This window comes from Ichthyenterobacterium magnum, from assembly GCF_003610635.1.
In the GTDB taxonomy this organism is placed as follows: domain Bacteria; phylum Bacteroidota; class Bacteroidia; order Flavobacteriales; family Flavobacteriaceae; genus Ichthyenterobacterium; species Ichthyenterobacterium magnum.
This window is the reverse complement of the sequence record NZ_RAQJ01000001.1, coordinates 636419-659768: the sequence shown is the minus strand read 5'-3', so window position 1 is coordinate 659768 and position 23350 is coordinate 636419. Positions and strand designations below refer to the sequence as shown.

At 31.0% G+C, this 23350-nt stretch carries 22 protein-coding genes; 10 read left to right on the top strand and 12 right to left on the bottom strand.

Annotated elements, in window-relative coordinates; translation table 11 throughout:
- Positions 1-21: 21 nt before the first annotated feature.
- From BXY80_RS03210 to BXY80_RS03190, 5 genes are all read right to left on the bottom strand, one after another.
- On the bottom strand, positions 22-258 hold the full coding sequence (locus BXY80_RS03210; RefSeq protein WP_120199764.1) for a hypothetical protein: 237 nt from the start codon (positions 256-258) through the stop codon (positions 22-24).
- A gap of 6 nt (positions 259-264) precedes the next feature.
- Entirely contained in the window at positions 265-1566 is a 1302-nt protein-coding gene (locus BXY80_RS03205) for a hypothetical protein (protein ID WP_120199763.1), read from the bottom strand.
- Positions 1567-1900: 334 nt separating this feature from the next.
- Positions 1901-2938: an aldo/keto reductase gene (locus BXY80_RS03200; protein WP_120199762.1), complete on the bottom strand. Its 1038-nt coding sequence runs from the start codon at positions 2936-2938 to the stop codon at positions 1901-1903.
- 124 nt (positions 2939-3062) lie between these two features.
- On the bottom strand, positions 3063-4022 hold the full coding sequence (locus tag BXY80_RS03195; RefSeq protein WP_120200340.1) for an OmpA family protein: 960 nt from the start codon (positions 4020-4022) through the stop codon (positions 3063-3065).
- An 87-nt stretch (positions 4023-4109) separates the two neighbouring features.
- Positions 4110-4871: an exodeoxyribonuclease III gene (locus BXY80_RS03190; protein WP_120199761.1), complete on the bottom strand. Its 762-nt coding sequence runs from the start codon at positions 4869-4871 to the stop codon at positions 4110-4112.
- A gap of 112 nt (positions 4872-4983) precedes the next feature.
- Here BXY80_RS03190 and BXY80_RS03185 point away from each other — a divergent pair, with 112 nt between their 5' ends.
- Positions 4984-8394, top strand: coding sequence for a hypothetical protein (locus BXY80_RS03185; RefSeq protein ID WP_120199760.1), 3411 nt, complete (start codon positions 4984-4986; stop codon positions 8392-8394).
- A gap of 98 nt (positions 8395-8492) precedes the next feature.
- Positions 8493-9026: a DUF3575 domain-containing protein gene (locus BXY80_RS03180; protein WP_120199759.1), complete on the top strand. Its 534-nt coding sequence runs from the start codon at positions 8493-8495 to the stop codon at positions 9024-9026.
- A 71-nt stretch (positions 9027-9097) separates the two neighbouring features.
- On the opposite strand, the gene BXY80_RS03175 is transcribed toward BXY80_RS03180, so the two are convergent.
- Positions 9098-10636: a glycine--tRNA ligase gene (locus tag BXY80_RS03175; RefSeq protein ID WP_120199758.1), complete on the bottom strand. Its 1539-nt coding sequence runs from the start codon at positions 10634-10636 to the stop codon at positions 9098-9100.
- Between the two features lie 63 nt (positions 10637-10699).
- Positions 10700-11584, bottom strand: a complete 885-nt coding sequence (locus tag BXY80_RS03170; protein WP_120199757.1) for a hypothetical protein — start codon at positions 11582-11584, stop codon at positions 10700-10702.
- A 69-nt stretch (positions 11585-11653) separates the two neighbouring features.
- Here BXY80_RS03170 and BXY80_RS03165 point away from each other — a divergent pair, with 69 nt between their 5' ends.
- Together BXY80_RS03165 and BXY80_RS03160 are read left to right on the top strand one after the other, a co-directional pair.
- The gene (locus tag BXY80_RS03165; protein ID WP_120199756.1) at positions 11654-12334 is read left to right on the top strand and encodes a ComF family protein; all 681 of its coding nucleotides are present in this window, start codon (positions 11654-11656) and stop codon (positions 12332-12334) included.
- Positions 12335-12436: 102 nt separating this feature from the next.
- Positions 12437-14041, top strand: a complete 1605-nt coding sequence (locus tag BXY80_RS03160) for an Ig-like domain-containing protein (RefSeq protein WP_120199755.1) — start codon at positions 12437-12439, stop codon at positions 14039-14041.
- Here BXY80_RS03160 and BXY80_RS03155 read toward each other — a convergent pair.
- The 5 genes from BXY80_RS03155 to ahcY form a co-directional block, all read right to left on the bottom strand.
- Positions 14019-14807, bottom strand: a complete 789-nt coding sequence (locus BXY80_RS03155) for an amidohydrolase (protein WP_120199754.1) — start codon at positions 14805-14807, stop codon at positions 14019-14021. The genes BXY80_RS03160 and BXY80_RS03155 overlap by 23 nt on opposite strands.
- Before the next feature lie 93 nt (positions 14808-14900).
- Positions 14901-15479, bottom strand: a complete 579-nt coding sequence (locus tag BXY80_RS03150) for a hypothetical protein (protein WP_120199753.1) — start codon at positions 15477-15479, stop codon at positions 14901-14903.
- Positions 15480-15534: 55 nt separating this feature from the next.
- Positions 15535-16677: a methionine aminotransferase gene (locus BXY80_RS03145; RefSeq protein WP_120199752.1), complete on the bottom strand. Its 1143-nt coding sequence runs from the start codon at positions 16675-16677 to the stop codon at positions 15535-15537.
- Positions 16678-16681: 4 nt separating this feature from the next.
- Positions 16682-17152: a DUF1569 domain-containing protein gene (locus BXY80_RS03140; RefSeq protein WP_120199751.1), complete on the bottom strand. Its 471-nt coding sequence runs from the start codon at positions 17150-17152 to the stop codon at positions 16682-16684.
- A 97-nt stretch (positions 17153-17249) separates the two neighbouring features.
- On the bottom strand, positions 17250-18566 hold the full coding sequence (gene ahcY / locus BXY80_RS03135) for an adenosylhomocysteinase (protein ID WP_120199750.1): 1317 nt from the start codon (positions 18564-18566) through the stop codon (positions 17250-17252).
- Between the two features lie 129 nt (positions 18567-18695).
- Here ahcY and BXY80_RS03130 point away from each other — a divergent pair, with 129 nt between their 5' ends.
- Genes BXY80_RS03130 through arfB form a run of 6 tightly spaced genes read left to right on the top strand, consistent with a single transcriptional unit; the run spans position 18696 to position 23242 of the window.
- Positions 18696-19322 (top strand): 4'-phosphopantetheinyl transferase family protein, encoded by a 627-nt coding sequence (locus BXY80_RS03130; protein WP_120199749.1) that lies wholly within the window; start codon positions 18696-18698, stop codon positions 19320-19322.
- Positions 19323-20045, top strand: a complete 723-nt coding sequence (locus BXY80_RS03125; RefSeq protein WP_120199748.1) for a geranylgeranylglyceryl/heptaprenylglyceryl phosphate synthase — start codon at positions 19323-19325, stop codon at positions 20043-20045. It begins immediately after the preceding gene.
- Positions 20042-20752 (top strand): nicotinamide riboside transporter PnuC, encoded by a 711-nt coding sequence (gene pnuC / locus BXY80_RS03120; protein ID WP_120199747.1) that lies wholly within the window; start codon positions 20042-20044, stop codon positions 20750-20752. Before BXY80_RS03125 ends, pnuC begins: the two co-directional genes overlap by 4 nt.
- Positions 20713-21282 carry an AAA family ATPase gene (locus BXY80_RS03115; protein ID WP_120199746.1) on the top strand — a complete coding sequence of 190 codons (570 nt, stop codon included), beginning with the start codon at positions 20713-20715 and terminating at the stop codon, positions 21280-21282. The genes pnuC and BXY80_RS03115 overlap by 40 nt, the downstream gene beginning before the upstream one ends.
- Positions 21279-22835: a DUF4301 family protein gene (locus BXY80_RS03110; RefSeq protein ID WP_162843263.1), complete on the top strand. Its 1557-nt coding sequence runs from the start codon at positions 21279-21281 to the stop codon at positions 22833-22835. Before BXY80_RS03115 ends, BXY80_RS03110 begins: the two co-directional genes overlap by 4 nt.
- Entirely contained in the window at positions 22835-23242 is a 408-nt protein-coding gene (gene arfB, locus BXY80_RS03105; RefSeq protein ID WP_120199745.1) for an alternative ribosome rescue aminoacyl-tRNA hydrolase ArfB, read from the top strand. Before BXY80_RS03110 ends, arfB begins: the two co-directional genes overlap by 1 nt.
- Positions 23243-23350: the final 108 nt, after the last annotated feature.

Here is a 23350-nt window from a genome sequence, read left to right as displayed (position 1 = left end):
GATAATAAAATAAATATGACCCTATTCACAGGTTGAGCCCTTTGCTTGTTCTGTTCCATCTTGTTCATTTACTGCTATTAACGAATATGCACTTTGATTTGTTGCATTTAAATTTTGAAAAGCGTCTGTATATTGATGTGAACCAATAACTAATTTACTACAGTAGTCTTGAGTTGCCCCATCTATATTATTATTTGTTGCATAAGTAAATACACTTTGGGTAATCCAATCTAAGAAATCATCATATACATCATGCATGGCTTCTCACAATAATCTTCCATTATCTGCATTAGAGTCATTCTGAAATGCCAAGAAAGCAGTATTTAAGTCTGTATATTGAGGATAAGTAGTTAGTAATAACCCTTCAGCGTATAAATAAGCTAAATAATCATGAACAAATTCATGAGCAGCAGTCATAACAATCGAAAGGTTTGTAGCATTATCCAAATAACCATTATCAAATTGAATGTTTACAGCACTAGCCGAATTAAAATTTAAACCTGAGGGAAGTACAGTATTAGCATTAGGAATTTCACCTTCTACTAAAGGAAGGTCAATATCTTCATATGCTAAGTTATATTGATTATTCCCTAAGAAAGTGTTCCGTATAAAGTTTACTAATGGGGAATCAGTGTTTGCAATAAAGCTGTTAATTATATTTCTCTGACAATCTTTATCCATATTTGGATAGAATTCAAAAACCAACTCATTCTCTTCATCACATTCATTTTCAATTACGTTTACATTATTACCTTCTATGAGCGATGTATTGCTATCAACCTCACAAGGTGTTACAAACTTAGGGTTAGTTTTTGGGTCAGAAGTCCCAGATGTGCCTCCACCTCCAGATGGATTATCTGGTGATACTACAGAGTTGTCAAGATTGGGTTGAGGTGTATCAAAAGTAGATGGAACTTCCCAACAAACAGATTGAGTAAATGTTTGAATATGAGCACCTCCATCGGGGTGATTATAACAAGCTGGACCAACTGGAGCTAATCCTCCTCCTAGAGTACAATATGTATTTGATATGCTTATACATTCATATTTGGCTTCATACAAATAACTTAAATCATCTGCATGCTCTATTCTTTCTATATGGTATTGTCCTTCAAAAACAGTTTCTGGATTTGTTGCTATATTTTGTAAATAATCATCTGTTGGGAAGTAGTTAATTATAAATGCAACAACAGGGTTTTCATCATTGAAGTTAACTATTAGATTGCTAAAACTATTAGGTTCTTGATTGTCTTTTACTATTTTTAAGGTAAATGTAGTTCCATTGTCATCAACAAATTGAGTAATTTCATCATTAATAATTGTAAAACCATTATTGTCTTCTGCTGCTGATCGAAATTGATAGTTTAAATCTTGATAATCAATAATGTCTTTTGACACAAACTTCCCTAATTCCTTGAAATCTTCAATCTTACCTGTTTTAAAGTTGAAATTTATTTCTTGATTTTCCAATGCAACTTCTTCTACTTGAATATCATCTTTTTGGCAACCAAATGTAAGTAGTAGTATTCCTAATAGCAGAAATGCAATTTTAAGTAGGTTTTTCATATGTTTAAAATTTAATTAATAGTTTCTTTTTTATTGTACTATTAAAATAAATTCTTAAGGAGAATTTAAATATATTTCATATAAAACCAAACAACTCTTAATACATTGTTAAAGTAGAGCCAAAAATAACTGTTTTTGTTACGGAAAAACCATACTCTTTATATAACAAGGGTTTTTAGAACATAAAAAATGGATAAAAGTACAACCTAGAGATGCTTACACATATCTTGAATATCATTTTTTAGATAAAAATGGTAACAAAATCAAATACTATCAAAAAACGCCTTTTCACTTAGTGGAAAGGCGTTTTTGTTTTAAAGATGTTTTGTATTAATTAAGGCGCAGGATTAGGTATTTCTGCATGAACCTCATTAATTACTTTTAGTACAGCATCACTTAAAGTAATATCAATACTATTAATATTTTCTTCTAATTGGTTAATATTTGTTGCTCCTATTATAGTTGATGTAACAAATGGTTGCTGTGTTACAAAAGCTAATGCCATTTGTGCTAAACTCATATTGTTGTCTTCAGCAATTTTAAGGTAACGCTTTGTTGCTTCAGTAGCTTGGTTATTGCTATATCTAGCAAAACGAGGGAATAATTTTAATCGTGCATTATCTCCAGCAGTGCCTTTTATATATTTACCAGATAATACACCAAAAGCCATTGGTGAGTAAGCTAGCAACCCTATGTTTTCTCTAAGGGCAACTTCTGCCATATCACCTTCAAAATTTCGCGTGAGCAACGAATAAGCATTTTGTATGGTAATCATTCGTGGTAAGCTATTTACTTTAGATTCTTGTAAATAACGCATGGTTGCCCAAGCTTTTTCGTTAGAAATTCCTACATGTTTAATCTTTCCAGATTTAATAATACCATCTAGTGTCTGGAGAATTTCATTAAAATTATCTTCCCATTTATCATTAGGATTATGATTGTAATCTCTAATACCAAATGTATTGGTTTGACGTTCTGGCCAATGCAATTGATATAAGTCTATATAATCTGTTTGCAAGCGCTTTAAACTGTTATCTACAGCTTCTTTTATAGCTTCTGGACTAAAGCCATTAGTTCTAATATGCGCTGTATATTCTCCAGGTCCAGCAATTTTAGTTGCCAAAACCACTTTATCTCTGTTTCCAGTTTTTGTAAACCAATTACCTATAATAAGTTCTGTTTCTGCATAGGTTTCTGCAGTTGCAGGAACAGGATATAACTCAGCAACATCAAAAAAATTAATGCCTTTGTTTAATGCTAAATCCATTTGTGAAAAACCTTCGTCTTGAGTATTTTGATTTCCCCAAGTCATTGTGCCCAAGCAGAGTTTACTAACTTTTATATTCGTGTTTGGTAGTGTTGTATATTTCATAGCAAATTTTATAATTTGTCATCCTAAACTTGATTCAGGATCTTATTATTTAAATTAATATTTTAAAAAGGTTTCGACTTAAGTTTATTCTGAACACAGTCGAAGAGCTCAACCAGACAAATTTTTATATTTCACTTAACAGTTTAGAAATCTCATCAAGTTTAGGTGTTAAGATTACTTCAATACGTCTGTTTTTTGCTTTACCTTCTGCTGTTTCATTTGATGTTATTGGTGCAAATTCACCACGTCCAGCAGCGGTTAAATTTTCAGCTTTTATAGTTTCGTTTTCTTTTAAAATCTTAACGATTGCTGTAGCACGTTTTGTGGATAAATCCCAATTTCCGTTTAGTTGATTATTTCCTTTATAAGGCACATTATCTGTATGTCCTTCAATTAATATAGCAATTTCTGGGTTGTCTGCTAAAACCTCACCTAATTGCTTAACGGCCTGTTTTCCTTCTGTACCAACAGCCCAACTCCCAGATTTAAATAAGAGTTTGTTTTCCATAGATACATACACTTTACCATCACGTTGCTCAACGGTTAAACCTTTACCTTCAAAATTGGTTAAGGCTTTAGAGATTGCATCTTTTAGCTTAGTCATTTCGGCGTCTTTAGATGCAATGACATTTTCTAATTCGGCAACACGTTGTGATCTAGACTCTAATTCTTTCTTTAGTTTTTCTAATCGTGCATTTTCTGCTAGAATAGCTTGCTCTTTTGCTTCTAATTGAGCTAGTAACTCCCTGTTTTTTTTAGAGTTTGCAGCTATTGAAGCGCTACTATTTTTTTCTAAAGCAGTATAGGAATCTTCTAGGTTTTTATGTTCGTTAACTAAGGCTTTGTAATCGGCTTCCCATAGGTTTCTATCTGTGATTGCACTTTCATAAGCCTCTTGACTGTCTTTGAGTTCATTTTTTGCTTTGTTTAAAGCTGTTTCTAAATCACGATTATCATCTGATAATTTTCGATTTTCTTTTTTCAAATTTGCATACTTGCTTTCTAAATCTGTATAGATTTTTTTTGAAACACATGAAGTGGTTAGTATTAATGTTAATGCTATTAATGACAATTTTTTGAACATAGTTTGAATGCTTATTTGTTTGTTGTTAAGGTGTTTATTTGTTATAAATGATTTTTTTGACTGTATATTGAAAACTGCCACTGCCAACTAATTTTCTATTTCAACTAATATTGGACAATGGTCGCTGTGTACTGCTTCAGATAGGATAACGCTTCGTTTTATTTTTTCTTGTAATGGTTTACTTACCATAGTATAATCTAAACGCCAGCCTTTATTATTGGCTCTAGCATTAGCTCTGTAACTCCACCAAGAGTATTCTTGTTTCTCAGGATGTAAGTGTCTAAATGAATCTATAAATCCGCTATCAATAAAATGCCCAAGCCATTCACGTTCTTCAGGTAAAAAACCAGAAACGCCTTTCATTTTAGGGTTGTGAATATCTATAGCTTCATGACATATATTATAATCACCACAAACCACTAGATTTGGATGTTCTTGACGTAAATCGTTGAGATAGTTATGGATTAAATCCATATACTCAAATTTATGAGCTAGTCTTGCATCATTTGTTCCTGAAGGTAAATACATACTCATTACAGAAATGCCATCAAAATCTGCTCTAATATTTCTACCTTCAAAATCCATAGACTCAATTCCGGTTCCATATGCTACATGATTAGGCTCAGTTTTACTTAGGATGGCAACACCACTATAGCCTTTTTTTTGAGCACTAAACCAATAATTGTATTTGTATCCTGCATCTACAAAAAGACTGAGGTCTAATTGCTCTTCCATGGCTTTAATTTCTTGTAAGCAAATTACATCTGGATTTGCAGATTTTAACCAATCTATAAACCCTTTATTTATTGCGGCTCTAATGCCGTTTACGTTGTAAGAAATGATTTTCATAATGTATACTGAGTAATTTTAGCTAATTTAAATAATACTGTACTTTTACGCTATTATTTTATAGTGCTTTTAACTATAAAATAATATTTGGTTTTAGAAGTTAATCTATTACATGAAAATTGCTATTTCGTTTATTTGTTTTTTATGGTCTTTTTGTGCTTTAGCACAAGAGCAATCATCTAATTATAAAACTAAAAAAGTAGCTGTAAGAGATACTATAAAGATAGACTCCGTAAGTATAAACTCTAGTCTATTTACTGTAAAAACAAAACATAACGTTGTTATAGATAGTTCAAAATATACTATTGATTTCGCAAAAGCTATTCTAACATTTAAATCACCTGTTGAAACAGATTCAATAATTATTGACTATTTAAAATATCCTGAGTTTGTAACGCGTAAATATTTTCAGTTAGATGATAAGATTATTGTTGATAATACAGATAATATTCAGCGTTTGTATAAATTAAATCAGTCAACGCTTACTAATACATTTACACCTTTTAGCGGACTAAATACTTCAGGAAGTATCTCTAGAGGTGTGACCATTGGAAACAATCAAAACTCAGTTTTAAATAGTGAACTTGATTTGCAAATCTCAGGAAAACTCAGTGATAAAGTCACATTAAGAGCTTCAATACAAGATGCAAATGTACCATTACAAGAAAGTGGATATTCACAGCGATTAGATGAATTTGACCAAGTTTTTATAGAGTTATTAAGTGACAATTGGAACATAAGAGCAGGAGATATTGATTTGGTAAACAACGACAGTTATTTCGCAAATTTTAGTAAGCGTGTACAGGGTTTACTCGTTAATGTTAATCTCGAGCATCCAGAATCTAAGAGTAATATGTTTGCTTCGGGCGCATTGGTAAGAGGTCAATTTACTACAAGTCAGTTTACTGCTCAAGAAGGTAATCAAGGGCCGTATAAATTAAGAGGCCCAAATAACGAGCTGTTTGTACTTATTGTTTCTGGAAGCGAAACCGTTTATGTAAATGGCTTGCCTATAGAACGTGGCGAAAACAAAGATTATATTATTGATTATAATGCAGGCGAGATTATTTTCAACTCTACTTATCCTATTACATCTGAGATGAGAATTACTGTAGATTACCAATTTAGTGAACGTAATTTTTCGCGATTTACAGTTTTTGGAGGCGGAAGTTATGAAACTGAGAAGTTAAAATTAGGCGTTTCTGTTTATTCTGAAGTTGATTCAAAAAATCAACCATTACAGCAAAATTTATCTGCCGAACAAGTTCAAATTTTAGCAAATGCAGGTGATGACGAAGCACTGATGGTTGCGCCTTCAGATGTTGCTGAAGCATTCAATGAAAATAGAATTTTATACAAAAAAGAGCTAGTTAATAATGTTGAAGTTTTTGTGTTTTCGAATGACCCAGATGATGAGTTGTTTGATGTAAAATTCACTTTAGTTGGAAGCAACCAAGGAGATTACATCATTACAAATAGCAATGCTATTAGCAATATTTTTGAATATGCTGCTCCAGTAAACGGAATTCAACAAGGAAATTATGCACCAATAGTTAGGCTTATTGCTCCAGAAAAAATTCAAGTTGCAGTAGTAAACGGAACTTATAAACCAACTGAGAAAACTGATATTTATTTTGAAGTTGCTGGAAGTAAAAACGACCTTAATTTATTTTCTAGTATCGATGATAGTAATAATAATGGATTTGCAGCCAAGCTAAAAGTAAAACAAAACATTATTAAAACGGATAGCTTATGGAATTTGAATGCTTATGTTGATGCAGATATTATTCAGAAGGATTTTAGAACCATACAACGTTTGTATTATGCAGAATTTAATCGTGATTGGAATCTTGAAAACCCTTTAGGAAACCAAAATTTGCTTACCTCAGGTTTAGAACTTTTACATTCTAAAAAAGGACTAGCTACTTATAAATTTGAACATCTTAATTATTCAGAAAACTTTAATGGTAATCGTCATAATGTATTAGTTAATCTGCAACTTAATAAATTCAATATCTTTTCAAATTCTAGTGTATTAAATAATAAAAGTAGTTTGTCTACTTCTGAGTTTGTTAGATCTTTTAATAAGTTAACGTATGGATTTAAAAAACAGTGGGTTGGTACAAAATTAGCTATCGAAGATAATGAGCAACGCTTAAAAGAAACTAATGATTTAACAAATTTAAGTCAACGTTTTAAGTCTTATGAAGTCTTTTATGGCGTTGGAGATAGCACACAAGTTTTTGCTGAAGTAGGCTATAAACATAGAATTAATGATAGTTTGCGAGTAGATAAAGTGCAGAAAGTAAATAGCTCTAATACATACTATTTAAAGTCGAAATTAGTTCAGAATGAAAATACAAATTTGAGTCTATATGCTAATTTTAGAACCTTAAAGCAAGAAGATGAAGCACTTGAAGATGAACAATCTTTAAATTCTAGATTTGCATTTAATCAAAAACTATTTAGCCAGATTATAGCTTGGAATACTATTTTTGAAACCAATTCTGGCACACTAGCACAGCAAGATTTTACCTATGTAGAAGTTGAAGCAGGTCAAGGCGGTTATACTTGGATCGATTATAATGAAAACGGAATACAGGAGCTTAATGAGTTTGAATTAGCACAATTTCAAGACCAAGGAAGTTTTATTAGAGTGTTGTTGCCAAATCAAGTGTTTGTAAAAACGCACCAAAATAGATTGAGTCAAACAATGACTGTTAATCCTAAACAATGGTCAGTTTCAGAAAATAAAACAAAACAGTTTTGGTCTCATTTTTATAACCAAACGTCTTATTTAATTGATAGAAAGCTAAAGAGAGAAGGCAATACGTTTGATATTAATCCATTTTCTAATGATGATGGTAATCAGTTAGCACTTAATAAAAGTGTGAGAAATGTGTTGTTTTTTAACAGAGGAAAACAACGTTATACAACATCATATACTTTTTTAACAAGTACCAATAGAACTATTCTGTCTATAGGTTTTCAAGAGAATAAATTAAAAAGCCATCAACTTCAATTTAATCACAAGTTTGCCAAAAATTGGCTAGCTAATTTTAAAAGTAGTATAGAGGTGAATGAAAGTTTAAGTGAAAACTTTGCAAGTAGAAATTATAATATTGATGAAATAAGATTGCATCCTAAACTTTCGTATTTGTTTAATGAAAATGCGCGTTTTGATGTGTTTTACCAGTATACCAATAAAGAGAATACAATTGGTAATAAAGAAAGCCTACTGCAAAGTAATTATGGTTTATCGTTTACATATAATAATGCTCAAAAAATTGCTTTGACAGGAGAAGTAAACTTCTTTAAAAATGAATTTACAGGAAATGCTAATACACCTGTATCATATCAAATACTAGAAGGCTTACAACCAGGAAATAACTTTACTTGGAGTTTACTAGCTCAAAAGAAACTGACTAAGTTTTTAGATTTAAACTTGAATTATTTTGGAAGAAAAACCGAAACCTCAAAAACTATTCATACAGGAACAGTACAGTTGAAAGCCTATTTTTAAAATAAAGACTTTTCTTACGCAACCTTTCGAATGTCTTATCGTCTATATTGTATAATTGTTGTTACAATTATTCCTTAATTAATAAAAACAATCAATAAATGAAAAAAAATATTTTAGTATTTCTAATGTTGTGCTCAATTGTTACAATTAATGCTCAAGAATTGGAAGAAAACGATAACCTCTATTTTGGAAAACATGAGGTTAAATTAAATGCTATTATGCTAGTTGTTGGAGCATTTGAAGCAAATTATGAATATCTTCTTAATGATGAATCAGGTTTAGGAGTTAGTATCTTTCTTCCTTATGATAAAAATATTAAGGATGATATACAATATTATGTTTCTCCTTACTATCGTTATTATTTTGGAAAAAAATACGCTGGAGGATTCTTTCTAGAAGGATTTGGAATGCTTAATCGTACTGAACGTAATTTTGATTTTATTTTTGAGAATGAGAATGAAAACTTCGTCACAGACTTTGCGCTTGGTATTGGTATAGGAGGTAAATGGATAACCAAAAGAGGGTTTGTTGGAGAAATTAATTACGGTCTTGGAAGGAACTTATTTAAGAACGATGAAACTGACTTAGACTTTGTTGGTAAATTTGGAATTACTGTTGGTTATCGATTTTAATAGTTTCAATCAATAAAAAAACTCCCAAGTATTATCTCGGGAGTTTTTATTTTATAAAAGGGTACTAATTATTACATCTTCATTAACCAAGTTCTAACATCTACATCTTTCTTTATGATGTCACGTAGCTCATCAATATTTACACGTTTTTGTTCCATAGTATCACGATAACGAATAGTTACTGTATTGTTTTCTAAAGTGTCATGATCTACAGTAATACAAAACGGAGTTCCGTTTGCATCTTGACGTCTGTAACGTCTACCAACTGCATCTTTTTCGTCATAGGTAACATTAAAGTCCCATTTTAAATCTTCAACAATTTGTTTTGCTATATCTGGTAAGCCATCTTTTTTAACTAATGGTAAAATTGCTGCTTTTACAGGCGCTAATACAGAAGGAAGTTTTAAAACAGTTCGTGTGCTTCCGTCTTCTAGCGTTTCATCACATAATGAGTTTGAAAACACAGCTAAAAACATACGGTCTAAACCTATTGAGGTTTCTAAAACGTAAGGCGTGTAGCTTGCATTATCTTCATAATCAAAGTATTGTAATTTTTTACCAGAAAACTCTTCGTGTGCTTTTAAATCAAAATCTGTACGTGAGTGAATACCTTCTAATTCTTTAAATCCGAATGGGAATTTAAATTCAATATCACTAGCAGCATCTGCATAATGTGCTAATTTTTCATGGTCGTGGAAACGATAATTATCTGCTCCCATACCTAGAGACAAATGCCATTTAAGTCTCGTTTCTTTCCAATGCTCATACCATTTTGCCTGTGTGCCTGGTTTAATGAAAAATTGCATTTCCATTTGTTCAAACTCACGCATTCTAAAAATAAATTGCCTGGCAACAATTTCGTTTCTAAAAGCTTTTCCTGTTTGTGCAATACCAAAAGGAATCTTCATACGTCCAGTTTTTTGAACGTTTAAAAAATTAACAAAAATACCTTGAGCAGTTTCTGGACGTAAATATAAATCCATTGCGCTCTCTGCAGAAGCACCAAGCTTAGTACCAAACATAAGGTTAAACTGCTTTACATCAGTCCAATTTTTGCTTCCTGTTAATGGATCAGCAATTTCTAGTTCTTCAATAAGTAATTTTACATCTGCTAAGTCTTCTGCTTCTAGAGATTTCCCTAAACGTTTTAGAATCGTGTTTATTTTTTCTTGATAACCAAGAACTCTTCCGTTAGTATTTAAAAACTCTTCTTTATTAAAAGCATCACCAAAGCGTTTAGCTGCTTTTTTGACTTCTTTTTCAATTTTGTTTTCAATTTTTGCACAATAGTCTTCTACCAAAACATCTGCACGATAACGTTTTTTAGAATCCTTATTATCAATTAATGGATCGTTAAAAGCATCGACGTGCCCAGAAGCTTTCCAAGTTGTTGGATGCATAAATATTGCTGCATCAATACCTACAATATTATCATGCATTTGTACCATTGCTTTCCACCAATAGTCGCGAATATTTTTCTTTAATTCTGCTCCATTTTGAGCATAGTCGTATACTGCACTTAATCCGTCGTAAATTTCACTACTTTGAAATACGTAACCATACTCTTTTGCATGGGAGATTACTTTTTTAAATTGATCTTCGTTTGCCATGGTGCAAAAATAAAAAACCGTTACGATTAAGTAAACGGTTTTTAATAAATTATATAAGGTTGTTTAATTTAATTGTACTTGTGTACTACCAAGCTTTTGGTTGTTGTGAAAAACATTAATGAAATAATTACCTTTTACAAGTGGTTGGTCATCTTCATCTGCTTTAACATCAATACAAATATCGATAGCTGTATTTTGGTAGTTTATAATTTCTTTAGTGCTATATATAAGTGAGGAATCACCAAAATGAACTGCACCTTTGTCAACAACAACGTTGTTTTTTGGGTTAACAATTTGTATGTAGATTTCTTTTTCACCTTGCTCCGTAAGTATGTTTTTTGCAAGCACAAAACATACTTCGATACTCTCTGTACTTGTAGCTTTCTTGGTTGCTATTTTTTTGCCAATAATAGATTTATAAGCTTTTGCTTTAAATGAATTTGCAGTTAGTAAAGCCGCTTCTTCTAAATTTTTATGTAAACTTTTGTTTTCTTCTAAGAGTGTAGAATTTAGGCTGCGTTGTTTTTTGAGCTCATTATAAGCGAATGTCTTTTCTTTTTCTAAGGTTTTTTTAGCTTCGTTAGAAGACTCTAAATCATTAAAAATAGATTTGTTTTTTGATTTTAAATTTAAAACTTGTTGTTTAAATCGTGAAATAACAGTCAAATCACCACGCAGTAATCTTAGAGAATCTAAAACTATTTTAGTATTTTGTTTAGCAACTTTAAGTTGAGAAGCCATCAGATTATTAGTGACAGAAATATCGTCATATCTCGAAATCATTTGGGATAATTCGCTTTCTACGAGTTTCTTTTCTTGTTCTATAAATTGTTGATGCGATGTAATGGATTGATAATTGTTAAAACTGTAAACACCTAAAACGGTTATCGCAACTATTAAAGAACCTATAATTAATCTGTAGTTAAATAATTGAGGGTTAACTATCATTATTAATTTTGTTATTTTATCATGCGAAACTAAAGAATATGAAAACGATAACTTATTTTAATCGATGAAATGATAAAAAACTTGTTAAACTTGTTCTTTCCTAAAGCCTGTTTGGGTTGTCAAAATTATTTAAATGATAATGAGATTTACATTTGCACATCGTGTAGACATGAATTGCCAGTTACTAATTTTCATTTTGATGACAATGACACTATTAAAAAAGTGCTTTATGGTCGTGTAAAATTAGAACATGCAACAGCATTACTTCATTTTTCTAAAAAAGGAATTGTGCAACAATTGATGCATAATTTAAAGTATCGCGGTTATGAAGATATTGGTTTGTTTTTGGGGCAATGGTTAGGGGCAGAGCTTAAAACTATAAACGGTTATAATACAATTGATGTGGTTGTACCTGTACCTTTGCATAAATCTAAATTTAGAAAAAGAGGCTATAACCAAGTTACTAAATTTGGAGCTTCCATAGCTGAAGATTTAGATGCTGAGTTTAACTCATCTACACTAATTAAAACAGCAGCTACTAGAACACAAGTTTTTAAAAGCAGATTAAAACGAAGCTCAGATAATGATGCAATATTTGCAATAAGTGAACAACAAAACCTTAAAGGGAAACATATACTTTTAGTAGATGATATTATTACTACTGGAGCAACTATTGAGCATTGTGTAAATGCCTTACTTGTAATTGAAGGTGTAAAAATAAGTGTTGCAACTATGGCAATAACAGATTGATTTTTAAAACTTATATAAAATACTTTATAACAATTTTAAGTCGTTGGGTTTCGTTTGTAAACTAAATATGTTGTTACTTTGTTTTATAATTGAAATTATATAATGCTTAAAAGTTTATTTCAAAATAGTATATGTCTTTTTATACTATTAATGCTAGCTAGTTGTGCAAATAGAGGCACACCATCAGGTGGTGAAAAAGATATAGATCCGCCACAAATAACTAAGACAATTCCAAAAAATTTCTCAACCAATTTTACTGATAAAGAAATTTACATTCACTTTAATGAGTATGTAAAAATTAAAGACCTACAAAAGCAATTAATTATATCGCCTCCAATGGATCCTGAACCTATTATAACGCCTTTAGGAACAGCAAGTAAATACATTAAAATTGTAATTAAAGATACTTTGGCAGCTAATACAACCTATGCGTTTAATTTTGGTGAAAGTATTGTAGATAATAATGAAGGCAATCCATATTCGTATTATAAATATGTGCTTTCTACAGGTACATATATAGATTCGCTATCTGTTAAAGGTATGATTTTTGATGCCATAAACAGAAAGTCAGATGAATTTGTTTCGGTTATGTTATACGATATAGATTCTACGTTTACAGACTCGATAATTTATAAGCAAAAACCTAAATACGTTACAAACACCTTAGATAGTGTTACTTCTTTTAGTATTGATAATATAAAAGCTGGTAAGTATTTATTGGTTGCTATAAAAGACGAAAACGGTAATTTTACATATCAGCAAAAAAGTGATAAAATTGGGTTTTATGATGATATAATTTCTGTACCAACAGATTCTGTTTATAGTTTAAAACTATTTAAAGAAGAACTCGATTTTAAAGCATTAAGACCAAAGCAGGTGGCTGGACAAAAAATTGCTTTTGGGTATGAAGGTGATTATAAGGCTATGCAAATTGAAATGCTATCACCTAAACCAGAAGGCTTTGAAAAACGCATTACTAAAGATAAAAGTGCAGACTCACTTTTCTATTGGTATAAGCCAAAATTAGAGTTAGACTCTACTCGATTTGTTGTGACAAACAAAACATATATAGATACCCTAAAGTTCAGATTTAGAAGTATAGATAAAGATACTTTAATTATAAATTCATTACAATCTGGAGGACTAAATTTTGACGAAGATTTTACGATTGAAGGTTCTATTCCTTTAATTTCTATAAACGAAAAAGCTATTACTATATTAGATAAAGACTCATTAAATGTTCCTTTTACAACTCGGTTTAATACTTTAGAAAATAGTTATGCATTTAAGTTTAATAAAAAAGAATCTGACACCTATAAAGTGCAGATGCTTCCTAACACTTTTGAAGACTTTTTTGGTAATACAAATGATACGCTCAATTATACATTACGAACTAAAACCTATGCAGATTTTTCTAACGTTAGAGTAACTTTAAAAAATGTAGAGTATCCAGTTATTGTTCAATTAACAGATGCTAAAGATGAAATGAAATATGAGTTGTTTGCTTCTGAAGCAAAAGTATTTGATTTTAGAAACATTAACCCTGGAAATTATTATCTGCGAGTGGTTTTTGATACTAATGCTAACCAAAAATGGGATTCTGGTAATTATTTAAAAAAGCGTCAGCCAGAACGTATAAGTTATTATCCAGATTTGATAGATGCTAGAGCTAATTGGGATCCAATTATTGAGTTTGTTTTAGAGTAAACTCATCTCGATCATTTAAAAAACCAAGCTTATTTCTGTAGGTTTCAACATGAGATTTATCGAGCGTAATAATGGCTATGGCTTCTTTTCCTAAAGCTATACTATCAAGTCTATTACCAATTACATCATAAACAGCAGAATGCCCAGAGTATTCGTGATTGTTGGCATCTAAGCCAACGCGGTTAACCCCAACACAATAACTCATATTTTCAATAGCTCGCGCTTTTAGTAACGTATCCCAAGCATCAATACGCACTTTTGGCCAATTAGCTACATAGATTAAGACATCATAGTTTTTTGTGTTTCTTGCCCAAACAGGAAATCGCAAATCATAGCAAATTAAGGGGCAAATTTTCCATCCATTATAGTTTACAATTAGTGTATTTGTCCCAGCAGAATATGTTTTGTGTTCTCCTGCTAGAGTAAACGTATGGCGTTTATCATACTGTTCAATAGTTCCGTTAGGATGTACAAAAAGTAACCTATTATAGAACATGTTATTTTCTAAAATGATAACACTTCCAACTATTGCAGTATTGTTTTTTGATGCAATACGCCTCATCCAACTCACAGTCTTACCATTCATAGTTTCAGCAACTTCTACTGCATTCATGGTAAAACCTGTTGTAAACATTTCGGGTAGTACGATAAGGTCTATAGGCTCAGATATAGATTCAATTTTTTGAGTGAAATTGATTTTGTTTTGTTCTGGGTTTTCCCAAACCAAATTAGATTGCATTACTGCTATATTAAGTTGGTTTTGCATGACTTAAAATTACAAATTTTAAGTATAAAAAAAATCTATTCCAGTTTTAATTAAAAACCAAGATAGATTTACTTTCAAATCTAAATTAACAGCCTACATCTTCTTTTTTGCTCTAGCGATATCTTCTCTTAAGCCTTTTAGTTTGCCTAGCCATTTAAGCTCTTCATTAGGTGATAGTTTCCCTTTTTTCTTTAGTCTATCATATTTTTTTTGAGCACTTTTCAATTTACTGTTTGCCTTTTTATATCGGTTTTGTGCTTTTTGTTTTTTCTTTAAAGCTTTTTCAGCTTTTCTAGCTTCCTTTTCTGCTTTTTTTTGAGCCTTTTCAGCTCTTTTCATCTCTTTTTCGAGTTTTTCTGCTTTTTTTATCTTTTTGTATTCAGCTTCTTTTAAGGCATTTTCTTTTTTCTCCTTCATCTCTTTTTCAGTATTCTTGATTTTCTCTTGCCCTTTTTCCTTTTCTTTACCTTTTCCTTTCATTGTTTCAGAAACGGTAGCTGCTTGTTTAAAAATTGTTTTTCTATCGTCTATACTCAAGGTTTCAGTAATGTCTTTTCCGTCAAGAAATATTTTTTCGTTCTTCACTTGATAGGTCTTGTCATCTTTCTTAACTTTTTGTGCGCTTAAGTTAAAACTGAAAGCCATTAAAAAAAAAATCAAAATATACTTCATTTTGTATGTGTTTAATTGTTCTATTTATTAGAAACAAAAACAGTAAAAAAGTCACTTAAATTCGATTTAAAATATCGGCTGCTTTTTTTAGAGTTTCATCTGTTTTAGCAAAACAAAATCGCAGTACATGATTATCTATATTATCATTGTTAAATACTGAAAGCGGAATTGAAGCAATGCCAAACTCTGTAGTTAAACGCTTTGCAAAGTCAACATCATGCTCATTAGTAATTTTACTATAATCTAATACTTGAAAATAGGTGCCTTGAGATGGTATGGCTTTAAACCTGGAATCTTTTATTAAATCGAGAAATCGATCTCTTTTAGTTTGATAAAACTGAGGTAACTCTAAGTAATGTTTTGGTTCTTGTAGATAGTCTGCTAGTCCTTTTTGAGATGGATGATTAACACAAAACACATTAAATTGATGCACGTTTTGAAACTCATGCATAAGCTCTTTTGGAGCACAGCAATAACCTGTTTTCCAACCTGTATTATGAAATGTTTTGCCAAAAGACGCTACTATAAAACTACGTGATTTTAATTCTGGAAATAGACAAACGCTTTGATGTTGCACGTCATCAAAGATAATGTGCTCATATACTTCATCACTTAATACAATACAATTAGTGTTTTTTGTGAGTTCTTGAAGTTTTAGCATGTCATCTACAGAAAACACTGCGCCACTGGGATTATGTGGCGTATTTATAATTATCATTTTTGTGTTGCTGTTAAACTTGCTTTTAACTTCATTCCAGTCTATGTTATAATTAGGAGCTTCAAGCTGAACAGCTATCGTTTTTCCTCCGTTGAGTTCAATAGTTGGTTGATAACAATCGTAAGCTGGTTTAAAAATAATAATCTCGTCATTTGGTTTTATAAATGTAGAAATGATTGTGTAAATAGCTTGAGTTGCACCAGCGGTAACTGTAATTTCTGTTTCTGGATTGTAGGTTGTGTTATACAGTAGCTCAAATTTTTTGGCAATTACTTGGCGTAGTTCTATGTTTCCTGCCATTGGAGCATACTGATTATAGCCAGAATTCATAGCATTACTAACTAAATCAATAAGTTTTTGGTCGCTTTTAAAATTTGGAAATCCTTGCGATAGATTAATAGCATTGTGTTGGTTTGCCAATACACTCATTATTGAGAATATAGACGTTGAAACGTTTGGGAGCTTAGACGTAATTTTCATGTTTTTATTTTAATATATCTCTAATAATTTTTAAATGATGTGTTGTGTGAATTTGCAAAAAGCGAATAGTCCTTTTTTTATGTAAAACTCCAAATATAAAATGTTTAAAATGTGCATATTTTTTAGCAGACTTTATGTTTTCAATATTTTGATATGCCGCTTGAAGCTGTAACTCTAAATCTTCAATTAAAATTATTTCAGGAGGTCTAACAAATTTTGGAGCTTTAACTTTATTTCTTGGAAAATAACCCAGAGTAAAACATAACAAACGCCATTTATTAAATTGACTTGAATGCAATCCAGGATTTGAGTTCACTAAAGTTTCAGAAACTAGATTAAATACTTTTAGCGAATGGTCAATTTGCCATGCAATATTAGATGTTGAAACCAAATAGTTTCTTTTGTTTCTCACGGCAATATAGCTTTCTAATTCTTTAATTAGAGGAATGAGTGTTTCTGGGTGTCGTTTAAACATGTTCTAAACTAATAAAAAACCCTCACATTTCTGCAAGGGTTTAATTATAATAATTTGGTTTCAATTTATGAGATTCCTGCCTACGCAGGAATGACAATTAGTAACGGTAATGTTCAGGTTTATAAGGACCTTCAGTTGTTACACCTATATATTCAGCTTGGTCTTCACGTAATTCTGTAAGTTCAACACCAATTTTTGCTAAGTGTAATTTTGCTACTTTTTCGTCTAAGGCTTTTGGTAGCATATATACTTCGTTTCCGTAAGCTTCTTTGTTATTCCATAATTCTATTTGTGCTAAAGTTTGGTTTGTAAAGGAGTTACTCATTACAAAACTTGGGTGACCTGTTGCACAACCTAAATTTACTAAACGGCCTTCGGCTAAAATAATAACATCTTTACCGTTTACAGTATATTTATCTACTTGAGGTTTAATTGTGTTTTTAGTATGACCATGATTTTCATTTAACCAAGCCATATCAATTTCGTTATCAAAATGCCCAATATTACAAACAATAGCTTTGTCTTTTAAGGCTTCAAAATGACGCCCTTGTACAATGTCTTTGTTTCCTGTAGTTGTAATAACGATATCTGTATTACCAATTACCGTTTCTAGTTTCTTAACTTCAAAGCCATCCATGGCAGCTTGTAATGCGCAAATTGGGTCGATTTCTGTTACAGTAACAATACTTCCAGCACCTTTAAAAGATGCAGCAGTACCTTTACCAACATCACCATAACCACAAACAGTTACACGTTTTCCAGCAAGCATGATATCTGTTGCTCGTCTAATTGCATCTACAGCAGATTCTTTACAACCATATTTGTTATCAAATTTAGATTTAGTAACTGAATCGTTAACATTGATTGCTGGCATTGGTAAAGTTCCGTTTTTTACACGCTCGTAAAGTCTGTGAACTCCTGTTGTTGTTTCTTCAGATAAACCATTAATACCATCAGCTAATTCTGGATATTTATCTAAAACCATATTAGTTAAATCACCACCATCATCTAAAATCATATTTAAAGGTTTACGATCTTCACCAAAAAATAAAGTTTGTTCTATACACCAATCAAACTCTTCTTCAGTCATATCTTTCCATGCATATACAGCAGTTCCTGCGGCAGCAATTGCAGCAGCAGCTTGATCTTGAGTTGAGAAAATATTACAAGAACTCCAAGTAACTTCTGCTCCTAAAGCTTGTAAAGTTTCAATTAAAACAGCAGTTTGGATTGTCATGTGTAAACATCCAGCAATACGAGCACCTTTTAGTGGTTGTGTATTTTTATACTCTTCACGTAAACTCATTAATCCTGGCATTTCAGCTTCAGCTAATTCAATTTCTTTTCTTCCCCAAGCCGCAAGCGACATATCTTTTACTTTGTTAGCTACGAAAGGAATTGTTTTTGTATTCATAATTTTTTCTTGTTTTAAAATTCACTAGCCTTTTGGGTTTATGGCTTAAATAACTAAATTCGCTATATTATTAATCACCAAATTCGCTTTAGGCGATGCAAAGATAACTATTAACTTTCAGAAAATTAAATGCCGCTTTATAAAACACTCACTCCCAACTCACAAACTACTGTTAAAATTTGGAAAATTACAGAGTCTTATCAAGATTTAATGCAGCCTTTAGATTTAAAACAACAAAGTTTAGAGCGCGTTTTAAGTATGAAGAGTGAGTTGCATCAACGTGGCTTTTTAAGTGTGAGACATTTACTGAGAGACTTTGGGTACACAGATCAGGATTTGTTTTATGATGACAATGGTAAGCCTCATTTAAAAGATGGTAAGCATATTTCTATTACACATTCATTTACGTTTTCTGGTGTAATTGTAAGTGATACAGAAGTGGGCATTGATATCGAAAAGCAAAGAGATAAAATTGCAATTATTGCTAAAAAATTTGTGAACTATGAGTTCAATTATTTATCTGAAAGCGATACAGATTATATTAAACGATTAACTGTAATTTGGGGAATTAAAGAATCATTATATAAACTATTTGCAACACCAGGAATGTTATTTAAAGAGCACTTTTTAGTCATTCCATTTATGCTTGAAGATAAAGAAACTGTAGCATGGATAGACTATCAAAACAAAAAACATAGATATAATACGCATTTCTTAGAGTTTGAAGGATTCACTTGTGCTTTTGTAACGACTTAAATGAAGGCAGTATATAACAGCATATTGAATTCAATTTCTAAAGGAGAAAAATTGTTAGCGGTTTTGATAGATCCAGACAAAATGAAGATCAAATGTTTACCTAGTTTTATGCAAAAACTAAACCAGTCTATGGCTACTCATGTTTTTGTTGGCGGAAGTACTGTTGAAGATGAAGCGACTGAAACATTAGTCATTGAAATAAAAAAACAAACAAGTTTACCTATTATTTTATTTCCAGGAGATGTTACTCAAATTACAAACCATGCTGATGCATTATTGTTTTTATCATTAATTTCTGGAGAAAATCCTCAATATCTTATTGGAAAGCATATTAAGGCTGTTTCAAGATTACGTAAAACACAACTCGAGGTTATACCAACTGGTTATCTACTTATTGAAAACGGAAAAGAAACGGCTGTACAACGCGTTACAGAAACTAGCCCTTTAAAAAAAGATAACATTCATAAAATTGTAGATACAGCAAAGGCTGGAGAATTATTAGGAATGAAACTTATTTATTTAGAAGCCGGAAGCGGAGCACTACATCCTATTTCTAAAACAATTATTTCAAAAGTGAAACAAGAAATAAATATTCCACTAATTGTTGGTGGTGGTATTAGAAGTAAACACCAGCTTGATGATGCTTTTATTGCCGGTGCAGATTTAGTAGTTATTGGAACAGCTTTTGAAAACGATGAATCTTTTTTTAATGAATTAAAATGAATCAAATAATAGATTTTTTTTTAGAACCTTATCAAACAGCTTCAACTATAAACATTGTTTTAGAGTTTGTTGCCGCTACCTTTGGCGTTGCTAGTGTTGTTTTTGCTAAGCGTGAAAATATTTTAGTATATCCAACAGGTATAGTTAGTACAGGTATATATGTGTATTTATTATCACAATGGAACTTATACGGAGACTTGATTATAAACATATATTATACATTAATGAGTCTTTTTGGTTGGTATATGTGGAGTAAAGTTATTGATGACAAAAAAAATCACATCCCAATTTCAAGAACTACTAGTAAAGATAAATTGAAAGCCTTTGGAATTTTTGCTTTTACATCATTGTTTGTAGTTTTTGTATATCGTTATTATAATGTTATGCCAAACAATTTAAGTTTTACTGAAAGCATAGATTTTGCTTTTTCTAATTTGAGTTCTGGTAATTTGGATGACTTTAGAAAAGCAACACCATTTTTAGATACGTTTACAACGGGTGTGTTTTTTGCAGCAATGTGGCTAATGGCACTTAAAAAAATAGAAAATTGGTCGCTTTGGATTATAGGAAACATTGTATCTATACCTTTGTATTTTGTAAAAGGATATGGTTTTACAGGCATGCAATATTTAATATTCTTAATTCTAGCAATAGAAGCATATAAACAATGGAAGAAAAGCTTAAACAACAATCAGCAAATTGTATAAAGGTTGTTTTATTTGGACCAGAATCAACAGGAAAAACAACGTTGTCTCGGCAATTAGCAAGACATTATAATTCTATTTGGGTTCGTGAATATGCAAGAGAATATTTACAAGATAAATGGAATAATGAACGTAAAACTTGTGAGCCTAAAGATTTATTACCAATTGCTTTAGGGCAAATGCAATTAGAAAATGACTTAGCTCAAAAAACAGATTCTGTATTAATATGCGATACAGATTTGTTAGAAACAAAGGTTTATTCCCAAGCGTATTACTCAGGAACTTGCAATCCTATTTTAGAAAAATACGCGTTGCAAAACACATACGATTTGTATTTTTTAACTTATATTGACACGCCTTGGGAAGCTGATGATTTACGTGATAAACCAAACGAAAGAGAGCGAATGTTTAAAGCATTTCAAGACGAATTAATAAAACAAAACAGACCATATGTTTTACTAAAAGGCGATAAACAAAAACGTTTGGAAGACGCAGTAAAACAGATTGATGAATTATTGAAAAATAGAACGTGATATTTACAGATAACGATATAAAACAAATACAAGATAAAGGCTTAACAGTAGATAGAGTAAAAGCGCAAATTCAACTTTTTAAATCTGGACTTCCTTTTATTAACTTAAGTGCAGCAGCAATTGTAGGCCATGGAATTAATAAGATTTCTGAAGAAAATAAAGTGCGTTTTGAAAATTATTATGATTCAAAAAGAGATTCGATTTCTATCTTAAAGTTTGTGCCAGCCTCTGGTGCAGCAACAAGAATGTTTAAAACACTTTTTCATTTTATTAATCACTATAATCCTGAAAAAGAGACGATTAATTCGTTTATTAATAAAAATAAAAATTCTAGCCTTTCAATTTTTTTAGTTGGGATAGAAAAATTTCCATTTTACAAAACCGTCTTAAAAGAAATGGAAATATATTATCCAAAATTCAATTCATTTTCAAATGATAAACAAAAACACTTGTTTGTAAAAACAATGTTAGATAGTGATAAGTTGAATTATGGTTTTTACCCAAAAGGATTATTTCCGTTTCATAAATATAAAGATCATATAGCAACAGCTTTTGAAGAGCATTTATTTGAAGCATCACATTACGCATCATCAAATAATAAAGCTAATCTTCATTTTACAATTTCTGAAAAACATAACCATAAGTTTGACGAAGAGTTTAAGCGTATAGAAGCTATTGTAGAACGAAAAACAAATACAACTTTTAACATTTCGTTTTCTTATCAAAAATCATCTACAGATACTATTGCAGTGACACCAAAAAATGAACCTTTTAGAGATGAAAACAATCAATTGTTATTTCGCCCATCTGGCCATGGAGCACTATTAGAAAATTTAAATGATTTAGACGCAGATATCGTTTTTATTAAAAATATAGATAATGTTGTTGTGTTTAAATTTGAACAAGAAGTTGCAGAGTATAAAAAAATGTTAGCTGGTATTTTATTAGAAATGCAAGAGGAAGCGTTTACATATTTAAAGCAATTAAAAACTGATGATTTGTCTGAAGCTAAACGTGTAGAAATTGCTGAGTTTTTATTTAAAAAAATGAACGTTGTAATTTCTCCTGAGTTTGAAAAATATTCTGCCAAATACCAAATAGATTATCTAACAGAAAAATTAGACAGACCAATTCGTGTTTGTGGTATGGTGAAAAATGAAGGTGAGCCTGGAGGTGGTCCTTTTTGGGTTAAAGGAGAAAATGGACTTACATCGTTACAAATAGTTGAGTCGGCTCAAATAGATAAAAAAAACAAACAACAAAAAGATATTTTAAAAAGCGCAACACATTTTAACCCAGTTGATTTGGTTTGCGGTATAAAAAATTATAAAGGAGAAAAATTTGACCTCAATACATTTGTTGACCCTAAAACTGCATTCATTACAATGAAAACAAAAGTAGGGAAAGACCTTAAAGCGTTAGAACTACCTGGACTATGGAACGGAAGCATGGCACAATGGAACACCATTTTTGTTGAAGTACCGTTAATTACATTTAATCCTGTAAAAACGGTTACAGATCTATTAAAACCTACGCATCAAATTAATGACTAATGTTTGATGAAGCGCAACTATTATCTGAATTAAAATTTAAAGCTATTAGAAGTTCTGGAGCTGGTGGCCAACATGTAAATAAAGTGTCTTCAAAAATTGAACTTACATTTTATATGTTAGATTCAGTTGTGTTAAATAATGAGCAAAAAGAATTACTTTCAGAAAACTTAAAAACAAGACTTACAAAAGAGGGTTTGTTAATATTGCAATGTGATGAAAGTAGAAGCCAACATAAAAATAAGACAATTGCAATTCAACGTTTTTTAGAGATAATAAACAAAGGTTTAATTGTTCCTAAAAAAAGAATTCCAACAAAAACTCCTAAGGCAGTTGTTAAAAAACGTCTTGATAGCAAGCGTAAAACTGCTGAGAAAAAGGCTAATAGAAAACCACCAAGTGTTGATTAAATATTTATAGGTTTTGGTTGTTATTTATTAATTCATGACTATCTTTGCAGCGTTCTCAAAAAAGGGGTGCCAATTATCGGCTGAGATCATACCCATTGAACCTAGAAC

Coding starts and splice junctions, on each gene's coding strand:
- BXY80_RS03140 (WP_120199751.1), bottom strand. CDS start 17,152: ATGTTTAAACGACACCCAGAAACACTCATTCCTCTAATTAAAGAATTA.
- pnuC (WP_120199747.1), top strand. CDS start 20,042: ATGAATCAAATAATAGATTTTTTTTTAGAACCTTATCAAACAGCTTCA.
- BXY80_RS03150 (WP_120199753.1), bottom strand. CDS start 15,479: ATGAAGTATATTTTGATTTTTTTTTTAATGGCTTTCAGTTTTAACTTA.
- BXY80_RS03160 (WP_120199755.1), top strand. CDS start 12,437: ATGCTTAAAAGTTTATTTCAAAATAGTATATGTCTTTTTATACTATTA.
- BXY80_RS03155 (WP_120199754.1), bottom strand. CDS start 14,807: ATGCAAAACCAACTTAATATAGCAGTAATGCAATCTAATTTGGTTTGG.
- BXY80_RS03130 (WP_120199749.1), top strand. CDS start 18,696: ATGCCGCTTTATAAAACACTCACTCCCAACTCACAAACTACTGTTAAA.
- BXY80_RS03165 (WP_120199756.1), top strand. CDS start 11,654: ATGATAAAAAACTTGTTAAACTTGTTCTTTCCTAAAGCCTGTTTGGGT.
- BXY80_RS03210 (WP_120199764.1), bottom strand. CDS start 258: ATGCATGATGTATATGATGATTTCTTAGATTGGATTACCCAAAGTGTA.
- arfB (WP_120199745.1), top strand. CDS start 22,835: ATGTTTGATGAAGCGCAACTATTATCTGAATTAAAATTTAAAGCTATT.
- BXY80_RS03195 (WP_120200340.1), bottom strand. CDS start 4,022: ATGTTCAAAAAATTGTCATTAATAGCATTAACATTAATACTAACCACT.
- BXY80_RS03190 (WP_120199761.1), bottom strand. CDS start 4,871: ATGAAAATCATTTCTTACAACGTAAACGGCATTAGAGCCGCAATAAAT.
- BXY80_RS03205 (WP_120199763.1), bottom strand. CDS start 1,566: ATGAAAAACCTACTTAAAATTGCATTTCTGCTATTAGGAATACTACTA.
- BXY80_RS03125 (WP_120199748.1), top strand. CDS start 19,323: ATGAAGGCAGTATATAACAGCATATTGAATTCAATTTCTAAAGGAGAA.
- BXY80_RS03185 (WP_120199760.1), top strand. CDS start 4,984: ATGAAAATTGCTATTTCGTTTATTTGTTTTTTATGGTCTTTTTGTGCT.
- BXY80_RS03175 (WP_120199758.1), bottom strand. CDS start 10,636: ATGGCAAACGAAGATCAATTTAAAAAAGTAATCTCCCATGCAAAAGAG.
- BXY80_RS03200 (WP_120199762.1), bottom strand. CDS start 2,938: ATGAAATATACAACACTACCAAACACGAATATAAAAGTTAGTAAACTC.
- BXY80_RS03145 (WP_120199752.1), bottom strand. CDS start 16,677: ATGAAAATTACGTCTAAGCTCCCAAACGTTTCAACGTCTATATTCTCA.
- ahcY (WP_120199750.1), bottom strand. CDS start 18,566: ATGAATACAAAAACAATTCCTTTCGTAGCTAACAAAGTAAAAGATATG.
- BXY80_RS03180 (WP_120199759.1), top strand. CDS start 8,493: ATGAAAAAAAATATTTTAGTATTTCTAATGTTGTGCTCAATTGTTACA.
- BXY80_RS03170 (WP_120199757.1), bottom strand. CDS start 11,584: ATGATAGTTAACCCTCAATTATTTAACTACAGATTAATTATAGGTTCT.
- BXY80_RS03115 (WP_120199746.1), top strand. CDS start 20,713: ATGGAAGAAAAGCTTAAACAACAATCAGCAAATTGTATAAAGGTTGTT.